This is a genomic window from Pedobacter sp. PF22-3, from assembly GCF_026239555.1.
In the GTDB taxonomy this organism is placed as follows: domain Bacteria; phylum Bacteroidota; class Bacteroidia; order Sphingobacteriales; family Sphingobacteriaceae; genus Pedobacter.
Genome location: NZ_JAPIVP010000015.1, coordinates 68,281 through 88,811, shown reverse-complemented (window position 1 = coordinate 88,811; position 20,531 = coordinate 68,281). Strand labels below are relative to the sequence as shown.

General features: G+C 38.2%; 19 protein-coding genes and 1 riboswitch. Of the genes, 10 read left to right on the top strand and 9 right to left on the bottom strand.

Features of this window, described 5'->3' with window-relative positions; translation table 11 throughout:
• Position 1: 1 nt before the first annotated feature.
• The 4 genes from OQX63_RS17900 to OQX63_RS17885 all read right to left on the bottom strand — a co-directional run bounded on the left by OQX63_RS17900 (position 2) and on the right by OQX63_RS17885 (position 4,085).
• The gene (locus tag OQX63_RS17900; RefSeq protein ID WP_265852193.1) at positions 2-886 is read right to left on the bottom strand and encodes a YegJ family protein; all 885 of its coding nucleotides are present in this window, start codon (positions 884-886) and stop codon (positions 2-4) included.
• Between the two features lie 31 nt (positions 887-917).
• Complete coding sequence (locus OQX63_RS17895) at positions 918-1,952, bottom strand: N(4)-(beta-N-acetylglucosaminyl)-L-asparaginase (protein ID WP_265852192.1); 1,035 nt, start codon at positions 1,950-1,952, stop codon at positions 918-920.
• A 163-nt stretch (positions 1,953-2,115) separates the two neighbouring features.
• Positions 2,116-2,919, bottom strand: coding sequence for a nitrilase family protein (locus OQX63_RS17890; RefSeq protein WP_265852191.1), 804 nt, complete (start codon positions 2,917-2,919; stop codon positions 2,116-2,118).
• A gap of 20 nt (positions 2,920-2,939) precedes the next feature.
• Complete coding sequence (locus OQX63_RS17885; protein ID WP_265852190.1) at positions 2,940-4,085, bottom strand: methionine aminotransferase; 1,146 nt, start codon at positions 4,083-4,085, stop codon at positions 2,940-2,942.
• Between the two features lie 268 nt (positions 4,086-4,353).
• Between OQX63_RS17885 and OQX63_RS17880 the strand changes: the two genes are divergently transcribed.
• Both OQX63_RS17880 and OQX63_RS17875 read left to right on the top strand, forming a co-directional pair.
• On the top strand, positions 4,354-5,886 hold the full coding sequence (locus OQX63_RS17880; RefSeq protein ID WP_265852189.1) for a DUF2271 domain-containing protein: 1,533 nt from the start codon (positions 4,354-4,356) through the stop codon (positions 5,884-5,886).
• Positions 5,852-6,541 carry a PepSY-associated TM helix domain-containing protein gene (locus tag OQX63_RS17875; protein ID WP_265852188.1) on the top strand — a complete coding sequence of 230 codons (690 nt, stop codon included), beginning with the start codon at positions 5,852-5,854 and terminating at the stop codon, positions 6,539-6,541. The genes OQX63_RS17880 and OQX63_RS17875 overlap by 35 nt, the downstream gene beginning before the upstream one ends.
• Positions 6,542-6,772: 231 nt before the next feature.
• Here the strand turns inward: OQX63_RS17875 and OQX63_RS17870 are convergent, their stop codons facing one another.
• Complete coding sequence (locus tag OQX63_RS17870; protein WP_265852187.1) at positions 6,773-7,999, bottom strand: multidrug effflux MFS transporter; 1,227 nt, start codon at positions 7,997-7,999, stop codon at positions 6,773-6,775.
• Positions 8,000-8,194: 195 nt separating this feature from the next.
• Here OQX63_RS17870 and OQX63_RS17865 point away from each other — a divergent pair, with 195 nt between their 5' ends.
• The 4 genes from OQX63_RS17865 (at position 8,195) to OQX63_RS17850 (ending at position 10,697) form a co-directional block, all read left to right on the top strand.
• Complete coding sequence (locus OQX63_RS17865) at positions 8,195-8,965, top strand: queuosine precursor transporter (protein ID WP_265852186.1); 771 nt, start codon at positions 8,195-8,197, stop codon at positions 8,963-8,965.
• A gap of 35 nt (positions 8,966-9,000) precedes the next feature.
• Positions 9,001-9,453, top strand: coding sequence for a hypothetical protein (locus tag OQX63_RS17860; RefSeq protein WP_265852185.1), 453 nt, complete (start codon positions 9,001-9,003; stop codon positions 9,451-9,453).
• Between the two features lie 96 nt (positions 9,454-9,549).
• The gene (locus OQX63_RS17855) at positions 9,550-10,350 is read left to right on the top strand and encodes a type II toxin-antitoxin system antitoxin SocA domain-containing protein (protein WP_265852184.1); all 801 of its coding nucleotides are present in this window, start codon (positions 9,550-9,552) and stop codon (positions 10,348-10,350) included.
• A 2-nt stretch (positions 10,351-10,352) separates the two neighbouring features.
• A complete protein-coding gene (locus tag OQX63_RS17850; RefSeq protein WP_265852183.1) occupies positions 10,353-10,697 on the top strand; it encodes a hypothetical protein in 345 nt (114 codons plus the stop codon).
• A 75-nt stretch (positions 10,698-10,772) separates the two neighbouring features.
• On the opposite strand, the gene OQX63_RS17845 is transcribed toward OQX63_RS17850, so the two are convergent.
• The 3 genes from OQX63_RS17845 to OQX63_RS17835 form a co-directional block, all read right to left on the bottom strand.
• Positions 10,773-12,017, bottom strand: a complete 1,245-nt coding sequence (locus tag OQX63_RS17845; protein ID WP_265852182.1) for a homoserine dehydrogenase — start codon at positions 12,015-12,017, stop codon at positions 10,773-10,775.
• A gap of 139 nt (positions 12,018-12,156) precedes the next feature.
• On the bottom strand, positions 12,157-13,215 hold the full coding sequence (locus tag OQX63_RS17840) for a homoserine O-acetyltransferase family protein (protein ID WP_265852181.1): 1,059 nt from the start codon (positions 13,213-13,215) through the stop codon (positions 12,157-12,159).
• 31 nt (positions 13,216-13,246) lie between these two features.
• A complete protein-coding gene (locus OQX63_RS17835; protein ID WP_265852180.1) occupies positions 13,247-14,578 on the bottom strand; it encodes an O-acetylhomoserine aminocarboxypropyltransferase/cysteine synthase family protein in 1,332 nt (443 codons plus the stop codon).
• Positions 14,579-14,838: 260 nt separating this feature from the next.
• A riboswitch (SAM riboswitch) is annotated at positions 14,839-14,949 on the bottom strand.
• Positions 14,950-15,160: 211 nt separating this feature from the next.
• On the opposite strand from OQX63_RS17835, the gene OQX63_RS17830 reads away from it, so the two are divergent.
• Positions 15,161-16,174 carry a hypothetical protein gene (locus OQX63_RS17830; RefSeq protein WP_265852179.1) on the top strand — a complete coding sequence of 338 codons (1,014 nt, stop codon included), beginning with the start codon at positions 15,161-15,163 and terminating at the stop codon, positions 16,172-16,174.
• A 190-nt stretch (positions 16,175-16,364) separates the two neighbouring features.
• On the opposite strand, the gene OQX63_RS17825 is transcribed toward OQX63_RS17830, so the two are convergent.
• On the bottom strand, positions 16,365-17,480 hold the full coding sequence (locus tag OQX63_RS17825; RefSeq protein ID WP_265852178.1) for a trans-sulfuration enzyme family protein: 1,116 nt from the start codon (positions 17,478-17,480) through the stop codon (positions 16,365-16,367).
• A gap of 123 nt (positions 17,481-17,603) precedes the next feature.
• Between OQX63_RS17825 and OQX63_RS17820 the strand changes: the two genes are divergently transcribed.
• The 3 genes from OQX63_RS17820 to OQX63_RS17810 all read left to right on the top strand — a co-directional run bounded on the left by OQX63_RS17820 (position 17,604) and on the right by OQX63_RS17810 (position 20,462).
• Positions 17,604-18,098 (top strand): hypothetical protein, encoded by a 495-nt coding sequence (locus OQX63_RS17820; RefSeq protein ID WP_265852177.1) that lies wholly within the window; start codon positions 17,604-17,606, stop codon positions 18,096-18,098.
• 448 nt (positions 18,099-18,546) lie between these two features.
• Complete coding sequence (mqnE, locus tag OQX63_RS17815; RefSeq protein WP_265852176.1) at positions 18,547-19,740, top strand: aminofutalosine synthase MqnE; 1,194 nt, start codon at positions 18,547-18,549, stop codon at positions 19,738-19,740.
• A 98-nt stretch (positions 19,741-19,838) separates the two neighbouring features.
• The gene (locus OQX63_RS17810) at positions 19,839-20,462 is read left to right on the top strand and encodes a histidine phosphatase family protein (protein WP_265852175.1); all 624 of its coding nucleotides are present in this window, start codon (positions 19,839-19,841) and stop codon (positions 20,460-20,462) included.
• The last annotated feature ends 69 nt before the right edge of the window (positions 20,463-20,531 follow it).

Sequence of the window (20,531 nt, the reverse complement as noted above, 5' to 3'; positions counted from 1 at the left end):
TTTATTCTACCGAATCCACCACGCCTAAAACTACCCATCCCTTTGGCGATTTAAAGGTATTTAGCAATTGTACAGACTTTCCTCCATCCGGGTACCAACAAACTTCAGTAATCACCCAATGGGTATTATCAATCTTTTTACGTTCTGGAAAAGCATTTTGAATATTTGAGAAATCAGGAAAGCCATGCTCTTCAATGTTATTGATGAAGGATAGCTTTAGCACCTCAGCTGTTTCGTTGATAATATCCTGATCAATTTCTACTGCCATGTTCATTCCGGAAAGTAAAGATTTCGCTTCTTCGTAAAAATCTTTACAGCCCATTGCTGCATCGATGTCTTTATTTATGTATGCTTTTTCAATAGAAAGTATGGCACCTTCAGGCGTCTCCAGATTGACTTTGAAATGATCTACACCTTCATCGATGTACAAACCTATACTATCGTCAAATGCAGCTTTATCCTTCTCAGGGAGGCCATCTCTAATTGCCCGAATGGTATAGCCACCAATTAAACGACCGTTTTCAATAATCATCCAATCCGATATATCATCACTGGAAATACCAATTTTTTGATTTAGTTTAACCGTTTTCACATCAACAGGCTCATTACCAACAGTACCGAACAGATTTCCTTCACCATCAAAACGAGGTTCAGTAAGCCAAATGTGCTCGCTATATTCCCCATCTCTGATATGAGCCTTAACCGAGAAGTAAGCCTGATGTTGTTGTGGATTGGAAAGACTTTCTTCGAAATACCAAAGTGTTAAACCGGCCTTTTCAATCGCCCAACGCATACGCTCATCCGCATTTGAAATGTAAACCATATCAGGTTCACCCTTGCGCTCTTCTACATTCTTTTTACCGAAAATTTTAGATAACAATCCCATTTATTGTTTATTATTTGAGAGATTAATAATGCTAATAATAACTTTTACCTTTAATCAAAAGATCCTGCTTTTCTGCATTACAAACGGCATAACTAAAGCCTTGTTGGATGGCATAAGCACCGTATTCGCCCTTTTTATTGATGGCTAAAAATCCTACCTGTATGTTTTTGGCCGTTTCCGGCTTCTTTTTGATGATACGCATTACCGCCTCCTTACATGCTGCTTCCGGCGTATAACCCTGGCGCATAAGCTCTACCACCAGGAACGAACCTACATTCCGTACCACTTCTTCGCCCACACCGGTTGATGTTGCGCCACCAACTTCATTGTCTACATAAAGGCCGGCGCCGATAATCGGACTATCACCAATTCTGCCATGCAATTTATAGGCCATGCCACTAGTGGTACAGGCGCCAGAAATATTACCCTTCGCATCAATAGCCAACATCCCAATGGTATCATGGTTGTATTGGTTGCCCGGTAATTTTTGTGGGGCTGCTTTCTCGTAAAGTTTATTTTCGATATTCATTACCGGCGCATATTTCGCCGTTTTTAGCCACTCTTTCCATGCTTTTTCGCTGGCAGGAGTAAGCAGATTCTCTTTTTTGAAACCCTGTTCCAATGCAAACTGTAATGCACCATCGCCAGCCAACATCACGTGCGGTGTTTTTTCCATCACTTTACGTGCTACCGAGATGGGATGTTTAATATGCTCGAGTGCCAAAACAGCGCCACAATTACCCAATTCGTCCATAATACATGCATCGAGCGTAACATGGCCATCACGATCGGGCAAGCCACCATAACCTACAGATTGATTTTTTTCGTCGGCTTCTGGTACCCAAACGCCTTGTTCTACCGCATCTAAAGCACGACCGCCAGACGATAAAACTTTCCAGGCATCAGCATTTGCAGCAATTCCAAAATCCCAGGTGGAAATTACAATGGGAAAATTCCCTGTTTTTGACGATTTATTAGGAATAGCATTGGCAATACTGCTTTTATCAATAGCCATTAGTCCGGCCGACAGGGCAGAAGCTTTTATAAATTTACGGCGGTTAAACATTTATGTGGTTGGTTAACTGGTTTATTGTTTATTTAATAAAGGGGTTGATTATGATATTTTAAATTGTCTAATCGTGTCTAATCGCGATTTGAGGATAAGTATTTTCAAGTAATTAATCGTTTTACTATAGTCTTATAAACGTGATTTTATCATTGGTCGTTGCCTATTCAATCGTAAAATGATCTGCATCTTTTAAAAATGGAAACTGCCTCCTAACTTTAACCAGTTCTTCATAGTTGATGCTGAAAGTATACAAATCTTCATCTTCTGGTTTATAATAAACAGTATTGCCATATGGATCCAGACACATTGATAATCCGCTATGGTAAATCTGGTTTCCATCATGCCCAACCCGGTTTACGGCAATTACATAACTTTGATTTTCAATTGCCCGGGCTGGGATCAATGCCTTCCAGTGTGCCGAACGTTTATCAGGCCAGTTGGCCACCAAGAGCAGGATATCGTATTCCTGGTCTACGTTACGTAACCAAACCGGAAAGCGTAAATCGTAACAAATGGCCAATCTGATTTTCCAGCCTTTAAGTTCTACTATGAGTTTTTCTTTCCCTGGACTAAAGTGTTGGTCTTCATTACCCATACCAAACAGATGGCGTTTATCGTAATGCTTGTTTTTACCATCTGGTTCCATCCAGATCAGGCGGTTAAAATATTGATTGTTCTCTTTAATAATTAAGCTTCCTGTAACAACGCAATTGTACTGATGTGCCATTTTTTGCATCCATTGCATCGTTTTACCGCCCATTTCTTCAGCCAAAGCTTCAGAATTCATACTAAAACCAGTATTAAACATTTCGGGTAAAATAATAATATCGGTTTTCTCCCTTACCCCCATCGACAGTCTAAGTGCCAGATTTAAAAGGTTTTTCTCAATGTTTTCCCAAAAAAGATAGGCTTGAAAAACAGTTACTTTCAGGTTTTCAATTTGGGTGTAAACAGGTGCTTCCATTTTATATCGGTTTAGTCTGGTTAAACATTTTTAAGTTTTTCTGCAGCTAAGGCGAGCGTGGCATTTTCTTTAGCAAAACAAAACCTGATAATTTTATAATCAGTTGCTTTTTGGTAAAATGCAGAAACCGGAATGGTGGCCACTCCAAATTCTTTGATCAACCTGATGCTAAAATCGGTATCTTTTTCGTCGCTGATATCGCTATAACTTGCACATTGAAAATACGAACCATTGCAAGGCAGAAGTTTAAAACGGCTTTCAGCCAGGAGATTTCTAAAATAATCCCTTTTCTGCTGAAAGAAACTGCTAATTTCGGTGTAATTTTTTGGTTCTTTAATGTATTCGGCAATGGCCTGCTGCATGGGACTATTAACGCTGAAAACATTAAATTGGTGTACCTTCCTAAATTCTTTGGTTAAATCCTCCGGCGCCAGGCAATAACCCAGTTTCCAGCCCGTAGCATGCAAAAGCTTACCAAAAGAGGCCACAACGAAACTTCTTTGCCTCAATTCAGGATAGCACATTACACTCTGGTGTTTTTGCCCATCATAGATGAGGTGTTCATAAACTTCGTCACTTAAAATCACAATATCGGTGCCGCTAATGAGTTTAATGAGCGATTTCATATCATCTGATGATAAAATACTACCGGTTGGGTTTTGTGGCGTATTTAAGATGATCATTCTGGTTTTTACTGTAAACAACTTCTTAACCATATCCCAGTCAATTGCATAATTTGGAGGGGCAAGTTCGTAAGTTTTAACCAGGCCGCCCAGCAGTTTAACAGTAGGCGCATAGCTATCATAAGCCGGCTCAAAAATGATGACCTCATCACCAGCATTAATAATGGCCGCCAGTGCGGTAAAAATTGCCTGTGTTCCGCCTGCTGTAACCGTAATTTCTGTCTCAGGATTATACTTGATGTCATAAAGTTTTTCAACTTTCTCTGCAATGGTTTCTTTTAAAAAAGTAGAACCAGGCATTGGCGCATATTGATTAAAACCATCTTTCATGGCTTTATTTACCAATTCTATTAGTTTTGGATCACAGGCATAGTCAGGAAATCCCTGAGAAAGATTAATGGCATTATGTTCAGTGGCAAGTTTACTCATCACCGAAAAAATGGTGGTATTTATTCCGGGAAGTTTAGATTGTATATGAAGCATCTTGTAAGCGAAAATAGGAAAAAAAAGCTTAAGACTTAAAAACCTATGTAATAACCCTGGCTAAATAATTGTAACTGTAGCCGTTGGATTTTTTTAAAAGTATTAGTCAATCACCAAAAATTATATTCAATAGCAAAGGAATAAACAACAGGTCTTGGCAAATTTTAACCCTTTAATTTTGTATTATTTCAAATATATTTCTTCTTATTTAAAATTATTCCAGATAAACCTTTTTCTTTGCAATGAAATCTCAACCCATCCATTAATTATGAAGTTTAAACACTTAACCACTGCTTTTTTACTGGTAATTAGTACATCAGCATTTATAAGTCCCAAAAAAGCTTTAAGAACATTCGCTTCCAACTACGAAAACGTATTGGGCACATCATTGGAATTAAAATTTAAAACCAGCAGTCAGGCCGATGCAGATTTGGCGGAAGCCCGCGCATTAAAAGAAATAGATAGACTGGATGACATTTTAAGCGCCTATAAAACGACCAGCGAGTTCAGTAAATGGATGAACAATGGTAAACAAACAACGAAAGTTTCGCCTGAATTATTTGAGGTCTTAAAACAGTTTGAAAATTATAAGGTGTTAACCCACGGTGCGCTTGATGCTTCAGCCAAAGTGATAGGTGAGTTATGGAAAAAAGCAGCCGCCGAAAATCGTTTGCCATCTGCTGAATCGCTACAACAAGCAGTTAATTTGGTTAAACAAAAACATTATATCTTAAACGAGCAGGATAAAACGGTTACCCGTTTGGATGATGCGGCATTAGCATTAAATTCTTTTGCTAAAAGTTATATCATTAACAAAGCTGCTGAAAAAGCTGCTCAAAGCCCGGGTATTGAAAACGTGGTGGTAAATATTGGTGGCGATATGGTAATTAAGGGAAACCAGCCAGAAACTATAGAAATAGCAAACCCTAAAGCTGATGCTGAAAACGATGCTGCACTAACCACAATTAAGGTGTCTAACATGGCGGTCGCAACGAGTGGCAATTACCGCAGGGGTTTTAACGTAAATGGAAAATGGTACTCTCATATCGTTGATCCACGTACCGGAAATCCTGCTTCAGCAATCATCAGCGCAACGGTTATTGGTCCTGATGCCAGTGAAGCAGGAGCACTAGCGACATCTTTCAACATACTTTCTATCGCCGAAATTGAAGCGCTAACCGCGATGAGAAATGACATTGCATATTTACTGATTACCAAAGACGGCAAAGAAATCAGAAGCAAAACATGGAACAATTACGAAATCGCTTTAAATAAACCAGTTACCATTTTGGGTAAGGCAAGCAAAGCGGATAAACTTTGGAATACTAAATATGAGCTGGTGGTCAATTTAGAAATTGCCAATATAGAATCTACTGATGGTAAACGTGTCCGTAGGCCGTTTGTAGCCGTATGGGTTGAAGATGCAGCTAAAACCCCTGTGCGTAATCTGGCTATTTGGTACAACAAACCACGTTGGTTGCCAGATTTAAAATCATGGAACCGAGCCAATGGCGATGAATTTAAAAAAGGAGCAGCAGGAAAACTGAGCTCAACGAGTTCTGCAACACGTGGCCCTGGTAAATATAGCTTATCATGGGATGGAAAAGACGATAGTGGCAAACTGGTTAAAGCCGGTGTTTATACTGTTTTTATCGAAGTTGCCCGAGAGCATGGAACTTATCAGGTGATTGCGCAAGAAATGAAATTTACCGGCTCAGCAAAAAAAATAGAATTAACACCAAATACAGAACTAACATCAGCATCTCTTGACTACAGAAAAATCGGAACCGCAAAAAAATAAGATCACCGCTGCACCTGGTGGAATGGGAAAAAAGCAGGTACAAAAAGATAGCGGGAGAGGCAAGGCTAAAAAGCGTTTAGCAGGTTTATCCCGTTGGTTGCACATTTATTTGTCGATGGTGAGTTTTACCATTCTGCTATTTTTTGCCGTATCGGGCCTGACCTTAAATCATGCAGACTGGTTTACTGCTGGTAAGGAAATGGTTACTAAAGATTCAGGATCGGTAAATCTAAAATGGGTAAACCAACCTGATACCAATAAGGTCAATAAGCTGCAAATTGTTGAATTTTTTAGAAGTAAACATCAGGTTAAAGGCGCATTGAGCGATTTTAGAATGGATGACAGGGAACTGAGCTTAACCTTTAACGGACCGGGTTACCTGGCCGATTCTTTTATAGACCGAGAAACGGGAAAATATGAGTTAACCATAACGCGATTCGGTGCTGTAGCCGTAATTAATGATTTACATAAAGGACGAGATTCTGGTAAGGCCTGGTCGTGGATTATCGATATTTCGGCAGTGCTGATGACATTGGTATCTATTTCAGGAATAATCTTAATCTGTTTTATCAAAAAGAAACGATTGAGCGGATTGATTATCGCAGCTGCCGGAACGGTTATTTGTTATCTGATTTATAAGTTATTTGTACCGTAGTTTTACCACAAAGAGACGGTGAGACTGTAGGATATTTGTGATTCCAATAGAAAGATCGTCATCTCGACTGGAGTGCAACAGAATGGAGAGATCTTTGAAGCAAAAAGATGAATTTAAAAGATTTCTCGATTCGGTCGAAATGACGCCCCGAGATGATTTTTATCCAATAAATTAGCCTTCCGTATGAAAATTCTGTATTTATGATAGCCTTGGTGTCTTTGAGCGTAAATATCAATGCGCTGCAACGGCAGCGTCAGCTGATGCCTCCACTTCAGTGGTGATAAACCTCCTGCCGATTAGCAAACAACACAGCGCGATAAACGCAGCGGCTGTCATAACCAAAGGCATCGGTACCACCGAGTGTTCGCTAAATAAACTCACCATTACCGAAGCCAGGGCACCTAAACCCATCTGCAAAGCTCCCATTAAAGCCGATGCACTGCCTGCATTTTTAGAGAATGGTGCGAGCGACAAGGCGGCCGCATTAGGATTAATTAGGCCTAAACAAGCCAGGAACAATGCGATGAAACCTATGGTAGCATATAAATTCAACCAGTTGTTTAAAGCAAAAATCAAAAACATTAAACTGAAAATACATTGTGCAATAAGTGCGTAGGTAACAATTTTTTTGCTGGAAAACCATCGTAGTATTAAGCTATTTACCTGGCTCGACCCAATAAAGGCTACCGATAACAAGGCGAAAATCCATCCATAACCAGTCTTACTTACTTCGTATATTTTCATAAATACAGTTGGAGAAGAAGATACATAGGCAAATAAGCCTGAAAACGTGATTGAACTGATTAAAGCATAAGTGTAAAATTGTGGTTCTTTTAAAACGGTAAAGAAATTGGTTAAAATCGGCTTTGGTTTTAAAGAGTAATTCGGATCTGGTTTATAACTCTCCGGTAATTTAAATATTGAAGCCAGGAGCATTAAAACAGCCATTAATCCTAAAAATACGAACACATATTTCCAGCCCAGGGCCGAAATTAAATAACCACCAGCAGTTGGGGCCAGCATGGGCGAGACGGCGATCACCAACATTAAAGAGGCAAATACCTTCGGGCTATCTTCAACTGAAAACAGGTCTCTTACCATAGCAACTGAGGCTACTGCAGTAGCACAACTTCCGATAGCCTGTACAAAACGCAGAACAATCAATTGGTTTACATCGGTTACCGCCAAACATAAAAATGAAGCGAAAATATAAAGTGTCAGCCCAAAGTATAGTGGTTTTTTCCGTCCAAACTTATCCAACAGCGGACCGTACAATAACTGACCAGCAGAAATTCCGATAAAAAAGCTGGATAAAGAGAGTGCTACTGTAGATTCGTTACTTTTTAAATCCTTTGCAATATCAACAAAGCCAGGCAGATACATGTCGATTGAAAAAGGACCGAGAGCAGCTAATGAACCTAAAATGAGTATAAGATAGAAATGTTGTTTTTTAGCCATGAAGATTACCGGATTTGATGGCGCAAAGATTGGGAGATTTAAGTTGCTAACCTATTTTTATGGTCGAATGATTGTAAAAATCATATTTTAATCAATAGGCTGAAAAAAGGTTCCGCCAAATTCTTTGTATTATCTATGTTAAAAAGATGAAGATCACTATGCTAAATCTGCTATTTATTTATAGATTTATACTCTATGACTTTTAAGACAAAAGAAAGCCGTTTACTACTCGTTCTGGGTAGCTTTTTTGTAGCAAACGCTATATTATCAGAATTTATTGGGGTTAAATTGTTCAGTGTTGAAGAAACGTTGGGTTTTAAAAAGTTCGATATAAATTTGCTTGGTGTTCCAAATCTGTCTTTTGTAATGTCTGCCGGGGTATTAACCTGGCCCATTATTTTCATCATGACAGATATTATAAACGAATATTTTGGTGTAAAACAGGTTCGTTTTCTATCTATCCTTACCTCCATTTTAATCGCTTTTGCTTTTTTGGTCGTTTGGGGGTCGATGCATTTAAGTGCAGCAGATTTTTGGGTACACCAAAATATAAATGGGGAAGACCTCAATATGAACAATGCTTTTGCCGGGATTTTTGGGCAGGGTATGTGGATTATCGCAGGTTCCATCACGGCTTTTATTATCGGGCAGATGGCAGACGTGCTCATTTTCCACCGTATTAAAAAAATTACTGGTGAACGTGCTTTATGGTTACGTGCAACAGGCTCTACGTTGGTTTCTCAGCTGATTGATAGTTTTGTGGTGATTTTCATCGCATTTTATTTAAACCCACAATACCACTATAGCTGGAAAATGGTCGCGGCAATTGGCTTGGTTAATTATACTTATAAATTTATTGTTGCCATTCTAATGACTCCAATTTTATATATCGTACATGCAATTATAGATCGTTATTTAGGCAAAGACCTGGCTCATAAACTGATCAAAATGGCTGGAAGAGGATAATATTTAAACGACTCAATTACCAAATAATCTGATTTATGAGAAATATCTTGATGCTATTAGTAGTGCTTTTCTTATTTTCCTGTGCGAATAAAGATAGGAACAAAAAAGATTTAGCGCTAAATATTCAGGGTACCTGGCAGTTGTTATCGGCTACAACAATCGAAAATGGAAACAGCCAAACCACTGCTTATTCCGGGAAGGTAAAAATGATCAAACTGTTTAATAACACGCATTTTGCTTTTTTGAAACATAGCCTTGATCAGAAAGATAGCGCTGGTTTTGATGCAGGAGGAGGAACCTTCGTTTTAAATGGCGACGATTACACTGAGCACCTTGAATATTATAAAGACAAAAATTGGGAAGACAAGCATTTTAATTTCAAACTCACCATCCATAATGATACTTTGATTCAGAAAGGTGTGGAGAAGGTGGAAAAGGCTGGGGTAGACCGCGTAATAATCGAAAAATACATCAAAATAAAACAATAGGTATTTCTTCTATGTGCATCCCTATCAAAATACAATATTTGTTTTAAAATAAATCATTGTGTTGTTTTATTTTAAAACATGTCGTATGTTTGAGTTATGGGATACGAATTGTCGAAAAAAGAAATTGGAGAAAGAATAGCTAACTTACGCTCAAAAAAAGGCTTCTCCCAACAAGATTTAGCCAAAAATATTGCGATTTCAAGGTCATCTTTAACCCAAATAGAGTTGGGAAATCGAGGCGTGAGCCTAAGTGAAATGCAAAAACTATCGATAGTGTTAGGTTTTTCACTGGATGATTTTATGACCAAAGATTTTCTGGTCAATCAAAGTTTACAGCCATCTGGCACATCACAAGATGAGGTTATCTCAGAACGTATTTCTGTTCCAACCTTAAATGTAAATAAGTTTAAAAATATTTTACTTTATATTTTAGAGCGTTGTGCCGGCAAACCAAATGTTGGTGAAACCGTACTGTATAAACTCCTTTATTTTTCTGATTTTAATTATTACGAGTTGTACGAAGAGCATTTAACAGGGGCGAAGTACAAAAAACTTCCTTATGGCCCTGTTCCTCAAAAATTAGATGCCATCATCAACCAAATGATAGATGCCAATCAGCTTCAAAGGATAAAAACAGTATTTAAAGGTTATCCGCAAAAGCGTTACCTGCCACTTGAAAAGGCTGACTTAACCGAACTTAAAGCCAGCGAGAAAGATGTTATAGATAAAGTGATTGAACAAATGAGCGATTGGTCTGCTACCGCTATAAGCGATTATTCGCATAAAGATTTACCCTGGGAAGTTACAGAGGAAGGTAAGGATATTAGTTATAATTTAGCTTTCTATAGAGAACTACCTTATTCTGTTCGGGTTTATGATGAAGAAGAAAATAATTAATTATGCTTTTTGAATCTATAGAAGAGTTTAATAAGGATTTTAAAAAGCTTTTTAAGCGATATCGTAGTTTGCAATCCGATTTGGAGGATGTAAAGATAATTTTAAGGGTAAAACCTAATGAGCGCAATCCTTTTAGTTTTCGTATTGATAATTTAGGGATTTCCACATGTGTAATTAAAATTAAAAAAATTACTTGCGATAGTTTAAAAGGTCGAGGGGTAAACTCTGGCTTGAGATTAATTTATGCTTATTTCGAAGAAGAAAAAAAGATCGTTTTTATCGAGCTTTATCATAAAAACGATAAAGAAAATGAAGACAGGCAACGCATTTTAGACAATTTTAAATAAACGCAAAAGGCCGGACTCGCTCCGGCCTTTGTACTTAACAACAAAACAAATAAAAAAATTAACCTTAAAAATAAATTACAGGCTTGCCAGTTCTGCGGCAAAAACATTTTCACTCAGTTGCTCCTGTTTGTATATCTGTCTGCCGGTATAGGCCACAAAAACAGATTCATCCAATAGTAAGTCGCGGTTTTTAATTAAACTTTTTAACTTAACCGTACCAACCACATACTTATAACTGCTGGCCGCATAACGCTCGCTAATGTTATCGAATTCCAATAGCGTAATCAAATCTTCATCTGCATAACGCAGGTAAACTTCTAAAAGAATTTCTTCTGTATGTTTTACACCGTTTTCTGAATGGTATTTTTTGTATTCATAACGGTAATCGTAACGTAAAGCTGCAATATCAGATAGTACAGCTGCACCAGTAGGATGGCCACCAGCACCTTTACCGTAGAAGAACTGTTTATCGGCAAAAGCCGCCTGAACAGCAACAGCATTGTATTCGTTTTCTACGTTGTAAAGAAAATCATCTTTCGCTACCAACTTAGGAAGAACATATGTCACAATATCTTTTGTGTTTACTTTGCGTGCTGTAGGAACCAGCTTAATTTTGAAGTTTTTCTCACGCGCATATTTAATATCATTGTTGGATAGGTTTTGTATCCCGATGTTTAAAATGGCATCAGGATTTACAAATAAACCATAGGCATGTGCAGTAGCGATGGCCAGTTTATATTTAGGGTCGTATCCACCCACGTCTAAAATCGGATCGGTTTCTGCAAAACCTAAATCCTGCGCTTCTTTTAATGCCGAATCGTAACTCTGACTCTCGTTAAATATCTTCGATAGAATATAATTTGATGAGCCATTAAAAATTCCGCTCAAAGCATGGAATAATTCATTATCGTAATATTCTTCTAAATTGCGAATAATTGGAATACTACCGCAAACTGCTCCTTCGTATAATAAAGATGTGCCATGTTTTTGTTGCAAATCTACCAGCTCTTTTAAGTGTGTGGCGATCATTTTTTTATTGGCAGAAACTACATTTTTACCATTTTTTAATGCGGTAGTTACAATTTCGTACGCAGCATCGGCATCATTAATCAATTCTACAATCGTATTAATCTCCGTATTGTTCAATATCTCGTTTCGATCAGTAGTGAAAAGATCCTTATTAAGGGTACGCTTTTTTCTTGGGTCTTTTATCGCGATTTTAATGATCTCCAGGTTCAGGTTTTGGCTTTGGATGATATCCAATAAACCTTGTCCTACAACTCCGAAACCAAATAAACCGATTTTTAAATTCTTACTCATTATTTTAGACTTGATTACACAGATAAACAGATTACACCGATTAACTGTATTTATTTTATATTATTTTTTGTTGAATTTGATAGTACAGATATTAGCTATTCTTTTTATTTTTCACCCTAAACCCTAACCTTCTACCTATTTAAGCAGTATGCTGTAATTTGATGATTTTTTTATTCCGGCTTTCTTTCATAAAGTTTCCGATTACGTTGGTCAAAGCATTGGTTTCGATTAAAAAACCATCATGTCCATAATCCGAATGCAAAGCGCTAAATTCGGCGCCAGGGATATGGTCGGCCAGATATTTCTGCTCTGAAAGCGGAAATAATACATCGTTTTCTATTCCGATAACCAAGGTATTCGCCTTAATTAATTTTAACGCATCGCCAATACTTTTACGGTTACGGCCCACATTATGGCTATCCATGGCTTTGGTTAAATAATAATAGCTATAAGCATTAAAGCGGTTAATCAGTTTTTCGCCCTGATAATTCTGGTAAGAAGACGACCTGAAATTGTCTGTCTTATCGTTTACGCTTTCTACCTGTGTACTGCCATAGGCATTGTAGGTCCTATAACTTAATAGTGCAATGCTACGCGCTGTTTTTAAACCTTTGCTACCACCGTTCGGTTGGTTGGCATAAAAAGTTCTGTCGGTTGTAATGGCTAAACGCTGACTTTCGTTAAAAGCAATACCCCAAGGAGAATGCGCTGCATTTGTTGCGATTAAAATCAGGTTTTCAATTTTATTAGGTTCCGAAATGCTCCATTCTACAGCTTGTTGTCCACCTAAAGAACCACCGATTAATAATTTGATATAATCAATATCTAAATGCGCGGCCAATAACTGGTGTGCTGATACCAAATCGCGGATGGTAAACTGCGGAAATGAGAGGTAATAAGGCAAGCCCGTTACCGGATTGGTGCTTAATGGATTGGTGCTACCGTAATGCGAGCCCAAAACATTGGCACAAACGATGTAATGCTCTTCTGGATTGAATAACGCATTTTGACCGAATAAGCCTTCCCACCATTCAAAAACATCAGCATTGGCAGTAAGTGCGTGGCAAACCCAAATTACATTATCTTTAGCGGCATTTAATTTGCCATAAGTTTGATAAGCAATTTGTAGGTTACGGATTTTTTTTCCGCTTTCTAGTTTGAACTGTTTATTGTATTTATATATTGATGCTGTACTCATTGTTTTGCTGTATTCGGAAAAATAAACGGGCTTACGCTAATAAATTCTCAGTAGAAACTTGTGCGTTAATGGCTGCAAAAGCCTGCTCAAAATCGGCCTTAATATCATCAATATGTTCGATACCGACTGAAACCCTTAAGGCGTTTGGTTTTACACCTGCAGCCAATTGTTCTTCTTCGCTCAATTGTTGGTGGGTTGTTGCCGATGGTTGTATAATCAATGTTTTGGCATCGCCCACATTTGCGAGGTGCGAAACCAATTTTAAATTATCGATCACCTGCGTGGCGTTTTCCTTACTTCCATTTAATTCGAAAGATAGTACGGCTCCAAAACCATTACTTAAATATTTCTTCGCAAGATTATTGTATTTGCTACTTGCTAATCCAGGATATTGTACTTCCTTAACCAGTGGATGATTTTCTAACCAGGTAGCCAGTTCAAGGGCATTATCAACATGGCGTTGTACGCGAAGTGATAAGGTTTCTAATCCCTGTAATAAAAGAAACGAATTGAAAGGTGATAGGGCTGGTCCTAAATCTCTTAGTCCTTCTACACGTGCGCGGATAATAAACTGGATGTTGCCAAATGGTCCGCCGATGCCGAAAACATCGCTGAAAACCAAACCGTGATAGCCTGCTGATGGCTCAGAGAATTGAGGGAATTTACCATTGCCCCAGTTATAGTTTCCGCCATCGATGATCACACCGCCAATGCTTGTTCCATGCCCACCGATCCATTTAGTTGCAGATTCTACCACAATGTTGGCACCATGTTCTAATGGTTTAAATAAATAACCGCCTGCACCAAAAGTATTATCAACCACCAAAGGAAGATCATATTTTTTAGCAATGGCCGCAATTTTCTCAAAATCAGGCATACTAAATGCCGGGTTACCAATGGTTTCAAGATAGATGGCTTTGGTTTTATCGGTAATTTTAGCTTCAAATTCCTCTGGTACATCCGGATTTGCAAAATCTACGTGAATACCTAAACGTTTAAAAGCTACTTTAAACTGATTGTACGTTCCACCATAAATATGTGAAGAAGAAACAATGCTATCTCCAGCTTCTAGAATGTTGTTTAGTGCTATAAATTGAGCAGCCTGACCTGATGCCACAGCCAAAGCTGCAACGCCGCCTTCTAAAGCTGCAATACGCTTTTCGAAAACATCATTGGTCGGATTCATAATCCTGGTGTAGATATTGCCAAACTCTTTTAAAGCAAATAAATTGGCACCATGCTCAGCGCTATTAAATCCGTATGAGGTGGTTTGATATATTGGCACCGCTCTTGAACCTGTAGTTGGATCTATTTCCTGGCCGGCGTGTAATTGTAAAGTTTCAAATTTATATGATGTTGACATAATTTCTGTTTTTAATTGTTAAATGATGAGGTAAGGAGCTTAGGTTGATCCTAAAACGGCAGGGCGTATCCCGATTACCCGGGACCTTCCAGTTTGAGATAAACAAAAAAGGAAGATTTTTAAATTACTGCATGCAACAGCACATACAGGTAATCGCAAGCATACGGCCACAAATCAAAGAAATAGAAGTTTGCTCTACTTTTTTAAGGTTTGCCCTAGGTTCGCCAAGCGATTGAAGATTTAATGTTTGCATCAGTTCTAATTTATATCTCCAGATAACACCATGTTGTCCGGTCAGGAATTGGCACCTTCTCTCTCTGAGGGTTGCCAGTGGGTCACCGAGCCAGTCTCTCGCCACTTCTTTATAAATCAACCTGTGAGGATTGACTTTTATTTAGTTTTCCGCCAAATAATATTTCAAATGTCTAAAATTATTTTTAATCTACAAAATAAAATTTTGAATTTAAAATAAGTAACTGAAAATGAGCAATGTATTTTAGTGGTTCAGTTGATAAGTAAAACTTTTCATATAAAATTAACGCTTAAAATTCTAAGTTTGTGCTACCTATCTAAATAATGATGATGAAAAATATAAGAGTTCTAAGCTTAGGCTTGCTATTCACAGTAATATCTTTTAGCAGTGCAAATGCCCAGTTTGGCGGTTTAAAAGACAAATTATTAAAAATCGGTACTGCTCAGGGTGCTAAGGCTTTAGGAGTAGACAAGTTTTTGAAACAGCCCGCTGCTATTACCACCAGTTTTGATGATGTAAACAGGGAAGGAGAAAGAATGCCAGATTTTATTACATCATTAAATTTAAGAGCTCAACCTTTGTATTTACTACCTAAAAATCCAGAAGGTGGTTTTGTGCTTTGTGAGGGACTTTATGAAATGACCAATAAAAGTTATTGCTTAAAAGCCGGAACTTTTGCACCATCAAAAGGTGATGGTTACATGTTTGCTCCTGTATTAGGTCCGAAAGAGGAAATTGTAGTTGCTATACTAAAAAGTGCTGAAAAACATCCCGAAGTAGATCAACATGATATCCAATCGTTGTTATGGACCATTATTGCCAAAACAAAATTTACCGATTTTAACGGACAAGTTAAAGTTACGGCAATAAAACTATTAACCCCAAAACAACTTACGCAATTAGAAGGTGGTGCTTTAGGCGTTTTACCTTTTGATGTGATGGAAAAAGCTAAAGACCAGTTGCCTGCTGGCGTGAGGGCCGTTTTTGAGGCAGAAAACAATATTCGCCAGTTAGTGGCTTCTGGCAATTACACTTATGCCGACATGGAAAAGTATGCAATTATTGCAGGTATGGCCCCGCCAAGAAGCGATGTGCCAAGTGGTATCTGGAGTAAACATCCCGATGGTTATTACGTACGTTATTTCCCTTCAGGTTATTCAGTTACCAAAGTACAGGTATATGTACCAAAAGAATTATTAGTCAACGGAAACAGATTGGTTTATGATGCTGCAGGAGATATTGCTTGTCCTGCCAATACAGGTTCGCAACGTTTAGCACAAACTAACGAACCACTGGAGGCAAATTATTCGCTTAAGTTAAGCACGATTTGTAATCCTAAGTAAGTTTTGGAAAATTAGGGTACTGTAGTCCTTAGGAGATTGCAGTCCCGCTTTACGCTTTATCTTTTTGGCTACCCTTCGACTTCGCTCAGGGTGACAGCCAAAAAGGATATCGCTGCAATCGGGTTTAGCAACAAAGGTTCGAAATAACTAGAAACCTATAAGGTCTTAAAGACCTCATAGGTTTTATATTTTAACCCAGCGCCTGCGCTAAATCGGCAATAATATCATCCACATGTTCTAATCCAACAGAGATACGGAGCAAATTTTTAGGCGTTTTGCTATCCGGTCCTTCTACTGAGTAACGGTGTTCTATCAAACTCTCTACACCACCTAAACTGGTTGCCTGTGCAAATAGTTCAACTTTATTTGCCACTTTATGAGCAACTTCAACATCGCCCTTAACTAAAAACGACATAATTCCGCCAAAATCTTTCATCTGTTTTTTTGCAATTTCATGCTGTGGGTGACTTTCCAACCCAGGATAAAATACAGCTTCAACATTTGGATGCCCGTTTAAATAGTCGGCTACTTTTTTTCCATTTTCGCAATGGCCTTTCATGCGGTAGGCCAGGGTTTTTATGCTCCTTGTTAACAGAAAACAATCAAATGGGGCAGGAACCGCCCCACCGGTTTGCTGGATATTTTTGATGCGCTCCCATAATTCATCTTTTTTGGCCGTAATTAAAATCCCACCGAGTACATCACTATGGCCACCTAAATATTTGGTACTGCTGTGCATTACCATATCGGCGCCCAATAAAATCGGATTCTGTAAAATTGGAGAGGCAAAGGTGCTGTCGCAAACCAGGGTGATATTTTTTGCTTTAGCAATTTTGGCAATTTCTTCAATATCCGTAACTTTTAGCAATGGGTTTGATGGCGTTTCGATCCAGATCAGTTTGGTATTGGGCTTAATGCTCGATTGTATCAGATTTAAATCGGTTTGATCAACAAAATCAAATTCCAAACTTTCGTTAAAAATGGTAAGCAGCTGTTTTTTAATTCCCCAATACATGTCATCTGGTGCAATAATATGGCTACCAGGTTTTAAAGCCTGGAACATCGCTAATCCGCAGGTATTACCAGAAGAAAAAGCTGCAGCATCTTCGCCATATTCTAATTTGGCTACAGTGTTTTCTAAAGCAGACCGGTTTGGATTGCTTACCCTGCTATACATGTGCCCTCCGGGATAACCACCATCTTCGCCACGAAAAAAAGTAGTGGATAGATTAATTGGCGGTGTAACATCACCAGTAGCGATCTTTACGAGATTAGAAGCGTGAATAGCAAGGGTTTCGGGTTTCATAATAATTAATTTTGATCGAAATGATATCGGGAAGCAATTTAATAATTTGGCGCTAATTTAAGGTTCGTAATGGTTTTGGCAAGATTTATGTAACAAGTTTGTCGAAATTTAATTAAACAAAAAATGAAAAGATTATTTATAGCTATCGCAATAGCATGTTCTACTTTAGTAATGTTACAAAGTTGTAATACTGCAAAAAGAGTAACTGCAGGCGTAACAGGTAGCAGAGGTACAGTTGTTCGCGAATGGGTGGTGAGTAACGTAGCTTTAGAAGGATTGCCTGACGGCGCTGTTCAAGGATTATTTGGAGAAAAATCTTACAAATGTTTCCAGGGAAGTACATGGAACTTAACCAATAGCGGTAATGGTTCTTATACTTTACCAGCATCAAGCGCTTGTGGTTCGGTAATGCAGACTATTTTCTGGTCGGCTGCACCAAAAGATCAAACCTTCCAGTTTAAGAAAATCTATGAAGGTGATAAAGCTAAAAACGTAACAGAAGGTTACCGTTTAGTATTAACCGATCTTTCCAGCACACAAATGATTTTGAAATCTCCAATCGAATTTGGTGGTAAAACTGCAAATATCGTATTAACATTTACGCCTGCTGCAAGATAATTTCATCTACCTTTGAAAAAACATAAATGAAAGCACTTCTGAAAAGAGGTGCTTTTTTTGTTACTCTTTCGCATTATCATTATTGGGTCTGATTTATTTTATAAAAAAGTTTAGGTTACGAGATGTCGTCATTCCCAACTCGATTGGGAATCGTAATGCAGTCGCTTTAAGATTCCCGCCTGCGCGGGAAAGACGATTACTTAATAGAAAGATTTGTATATTATAGCGAAATCTAAAGATTTTTATGGGGTATTGATTTTAGGAAATCCCTTTTTGTAGTTCGGTGGCTTGTATTGCTTTAGTTAAGTGTCTTAGGATATGGTTAACAATCAAAATCTATCTTATCCTGGGTTATTATTAATTAGAGCAGTTCTAAATCGCGGTTTGTTACAAGAAAATGATTTTCAAATCGCCTCATTATTGTATTTTTGTTCAAAATAAATCAGGAATGAATACAACTGAGCAAGTTGAAAAAATATTAGCTGATACCAATTTATCAACTGAATTACAAAACATAGCACACAAAGTTCTTCACGGAGAACGCATTACATTTGATGAAGGTGTGCATCTTTACGAACATGCCGAACTAGGTTACCTGGGTGTCCTCGCAAATTACATTCGTGAGAAAAAACATGGTGATAAAACTTATTTCAACCGAAACTTTCACTTAGAACCTACCAATCTTTGCGTTTATGACTGCAAATTTTGCTCCTACTCTCGTTTAATTAAACAAAAAGAAGAAGGCTGGGCTTTAACGATGGAGCAAATGCTCGATATTGTAAAAAAATATGATGGCGAACCGGTAACAGAGGTACACATCGTAGGTGGGGTGCTTCCACAATATGATGTGGCATTTTATTCGGCCTTGTTTACCGCTATTAAACAACATCGTCCGGATTTACATGTTAAAGCATTAACGCCTGTAGAGTACCACTATATTTTCAAAAAGGCTAAAATCGATTACGCAACAGGTATGCGTTTAATGAAAGAAGCCGGATTGGAATCGATACCAGGTGGTGGGGCAGAAATTTTCCATCCGGAAATCAGAGAACAGATCGCTAAAGATAAATGTACCGGTCAGCAATGGCTGGATATACACGAAGAATGGCACAAATTGGGCATGCGCAGTAATGCGACCATGCTTTACGGCCATATCGAAAAATACTGGCATCGTGTAGATCATATGGAAAAGCTCCGCGAACTGCAGGATCGTACAGGTGGTTTCCAGACATTTATTCCGTTAAAATTCAGAAATCAGCATAACCAGATGAGCAATGTACCCGAATCGTCGGTAATTGAAGATTTAAGAAATTATGCTATTGCCCGTATCTATATGGATAACTTCGATCATATTAAAGCTTATTGGGCAATGATCAGTCGCGAAACGGCTCAGTTATCTTTAAATTACGGTGTGGATGATATTGATGGTACACTTGATGATACCACCAAAATTTATTCGATGGCAGGAGCTGAGGAGCAAACGCCTGCAATGAGCACTAAAGAATTGGTTAACCTGATCAAACAAGTTGGCAGAAAAGCAATAGAAAGGGATACTTTATACAATGTGGTTACGGATTTCGAAAATGTTGTTTTCGAGGAAGAAAAGAAGCCACAATATTATAAATTACCGGTGGTGAATTAATGATTGAATTAGAGAATGACTGAATGAGCGAATAAGGGTATAGAGCGTTAAATTTAACATTCAATCACTCAAAAATCCCTCATTCAATAATTAATTAGATGAAAGAAATATACATCATACGCCACGGCGAAACGGAATTGAACAGACAAGGCATAGTACAGGGCAGGGGCATAAATTCTGACTTAAATGATTTGGGAAGGGAACAGGCAGAGGCTTTTTATCAAAAATATAAGGAGATTCCTTTTGATAAGATTTATACTTCTGATTTAAAGCGTACCTGGCAAACCGTTCAAAAATTTATAGATGCTAAATTACCTTGGGAAAAGCTTTCAGGACTAGATGAATTGGCCTGGGGTGTTTGGGAGGGAAAACCGAATACTGAAGATGCCCGTGAAGCCTTTCGTGAGATGTTACAAAGCTGGGAGAGTGGAGACTATACCGCTCATTTTGAAGGTGGCGAAAGCGTTCAGGATGTTTATGAACGTTTAAAACAACCCATGGAAGTTTTAATGACGAGGCCTGAAGAAAAAACAGTGCTGCTTTGTATGCACGGCAGGGCAATGCGTGTTTTTCTGTGCCTATTATTGGGCAAACCATTAAGTGAAATGACCGAATTCCCACACCAGAATACCGTGCTTTATAAAATGGGTTTTGAAGACGGGAAATTTACTGTGCTTGAATTTAACAGCGCAGTGCATTTAGACGGTTTGGTAATAGGATAATAACGGTCTCGGTTCGTGTCTCCACGAAACGAAATAAGTAATTGTTCGTGAGGACACGAACCATGGCGG

Excerpts from the sequence above, each read along its gene's own strand:
- OQX63_RS17865 (WP_265852186.1), top strand. The coding sequence starts at position 8,195 with ATGACTTTTAAGACAAAAGAAAGCCGTTTACTACTCGTTCTGGGTAGC.
- OQX63_RS17860 (WP_265852185.1), top strand. The coding sequence starts at position 9,001 with ATGAGAAATATCTTGATGCTATTAGTAGTGCTTTTCTTATTTTCCTGT.
- OQX63_RS17885 (WP_265852190.1), bottom strand. The coding sequence starts at position 4,085 with ATGCTTCATATACAATCTAAACTTCCCGGAATAAATACCACCATTTTT.
- OQX63_RS17890 (WP_265852191.1), bottom strand. The coding sequence starts at position 2,919 with ATGGAAGCACCTGTTTACACCCAAATTGAAAACCTGAAAGTAACTGTT.
- OQX63_RS17820 (WP_265852177.1), top strand. The coding sequence starts at position 17,604 with ATGAAAAGATTATTTATAGCTATCGCAATAGCATGTTCTACTTTAGTA.
- mqnE (WP_265852176.1), top strand. The coding sequence starts at position 18,547 with ATGAATACAACTGAGCAAGTTGAAAAAATATTAGCTGATACCAATTTA.
- OQX63_RS17870 (WP_265852187.1), bottom strand. The coding sequence starts at position 7,999 with ATGGCTAAAAAACAACATTTCTATCTTATACTCATTTTAGGTTCATTA.
- OQX63_RS17880 (WP_265852189.1), top strand. The coding sequence starts at position 4,354 with ATGAAGTTTAAACACTTAACCACTGCTTTTTTACTGGTAATTAGTACA.
- OQX63_RS17845 (WP_265852182.1), bottom strand. The coding sequence starts at position 12,017 with ATGAGTAAGAATTTAAAAATCGGTTTATTTGGTTTCGGAGTTGTAGGA.
- OQX63_RS17825 (WP_265852178.1), bottom strand. The coding sequence starts at position 17,480 with ATGAAACCCGAAACCCTTGCTATTCACGCTTCTAATCTCGTAAAGATC.
- OQX63_RS17895 (WP_265852192.1), bottom strand. The coding sequence starts at position 1,952 with ATGTTTAACCGCCGTAAATTTATAAAAGCTTCTGCCCTGTCGGCCGGA.
- OQX63_RS17855 (WP_265852184.1), top strand. The coding sequence starts at position 9,550 with ATGGGATACGAATTGTCGAAAAAAGAAATTGGAGAAAGAATAGCTAAC.
- OQX63_RS17810 (WP_265852175.1), top strand. The coding sequence starts at position 19,839 with ATGAAAGAAATATACATCATACGCCACGGCGAAACGGAATTGAACAGA.
- OQX63_RS17830 (WP_265852179.1), top strand. The coding sequence starts at position 15,161 with ATGAAAAATATAAGAGTTCTAAGCTTAGGCTTGCTATTCACAGTAATA.
- OQX63_RS17835 (WP_265852180.1), bottom strand. The coding sequence starts at position 14,578 with ATGTCAACATCATATAAATTTGAAACTTTACAATTACACGCCGGCCAG.
- OQX63_RS17900 (WP_265852193.1), bottom strand. The coding sequence starts at position 886 with ATGGGATTGTTATCTAAAATTTTCGGTAAAAAGAATGTAGAAGAGCGC.
- OQX63_RS17850 (WP_265852183.1), top strand. The coding sequence starts at position 10,353 with ATGCTTTTTGAATCTATAGAAGAGTTTAATAAGGATTTTAAAAAGCTT.
- OQX63_RS17840 (WP_265852181.1), bottom strand. The coding sequence starts at position 13,215 with ATGAGTACAGCATCAATATATAAATACAATAAACAGTTCAAACTAGAA.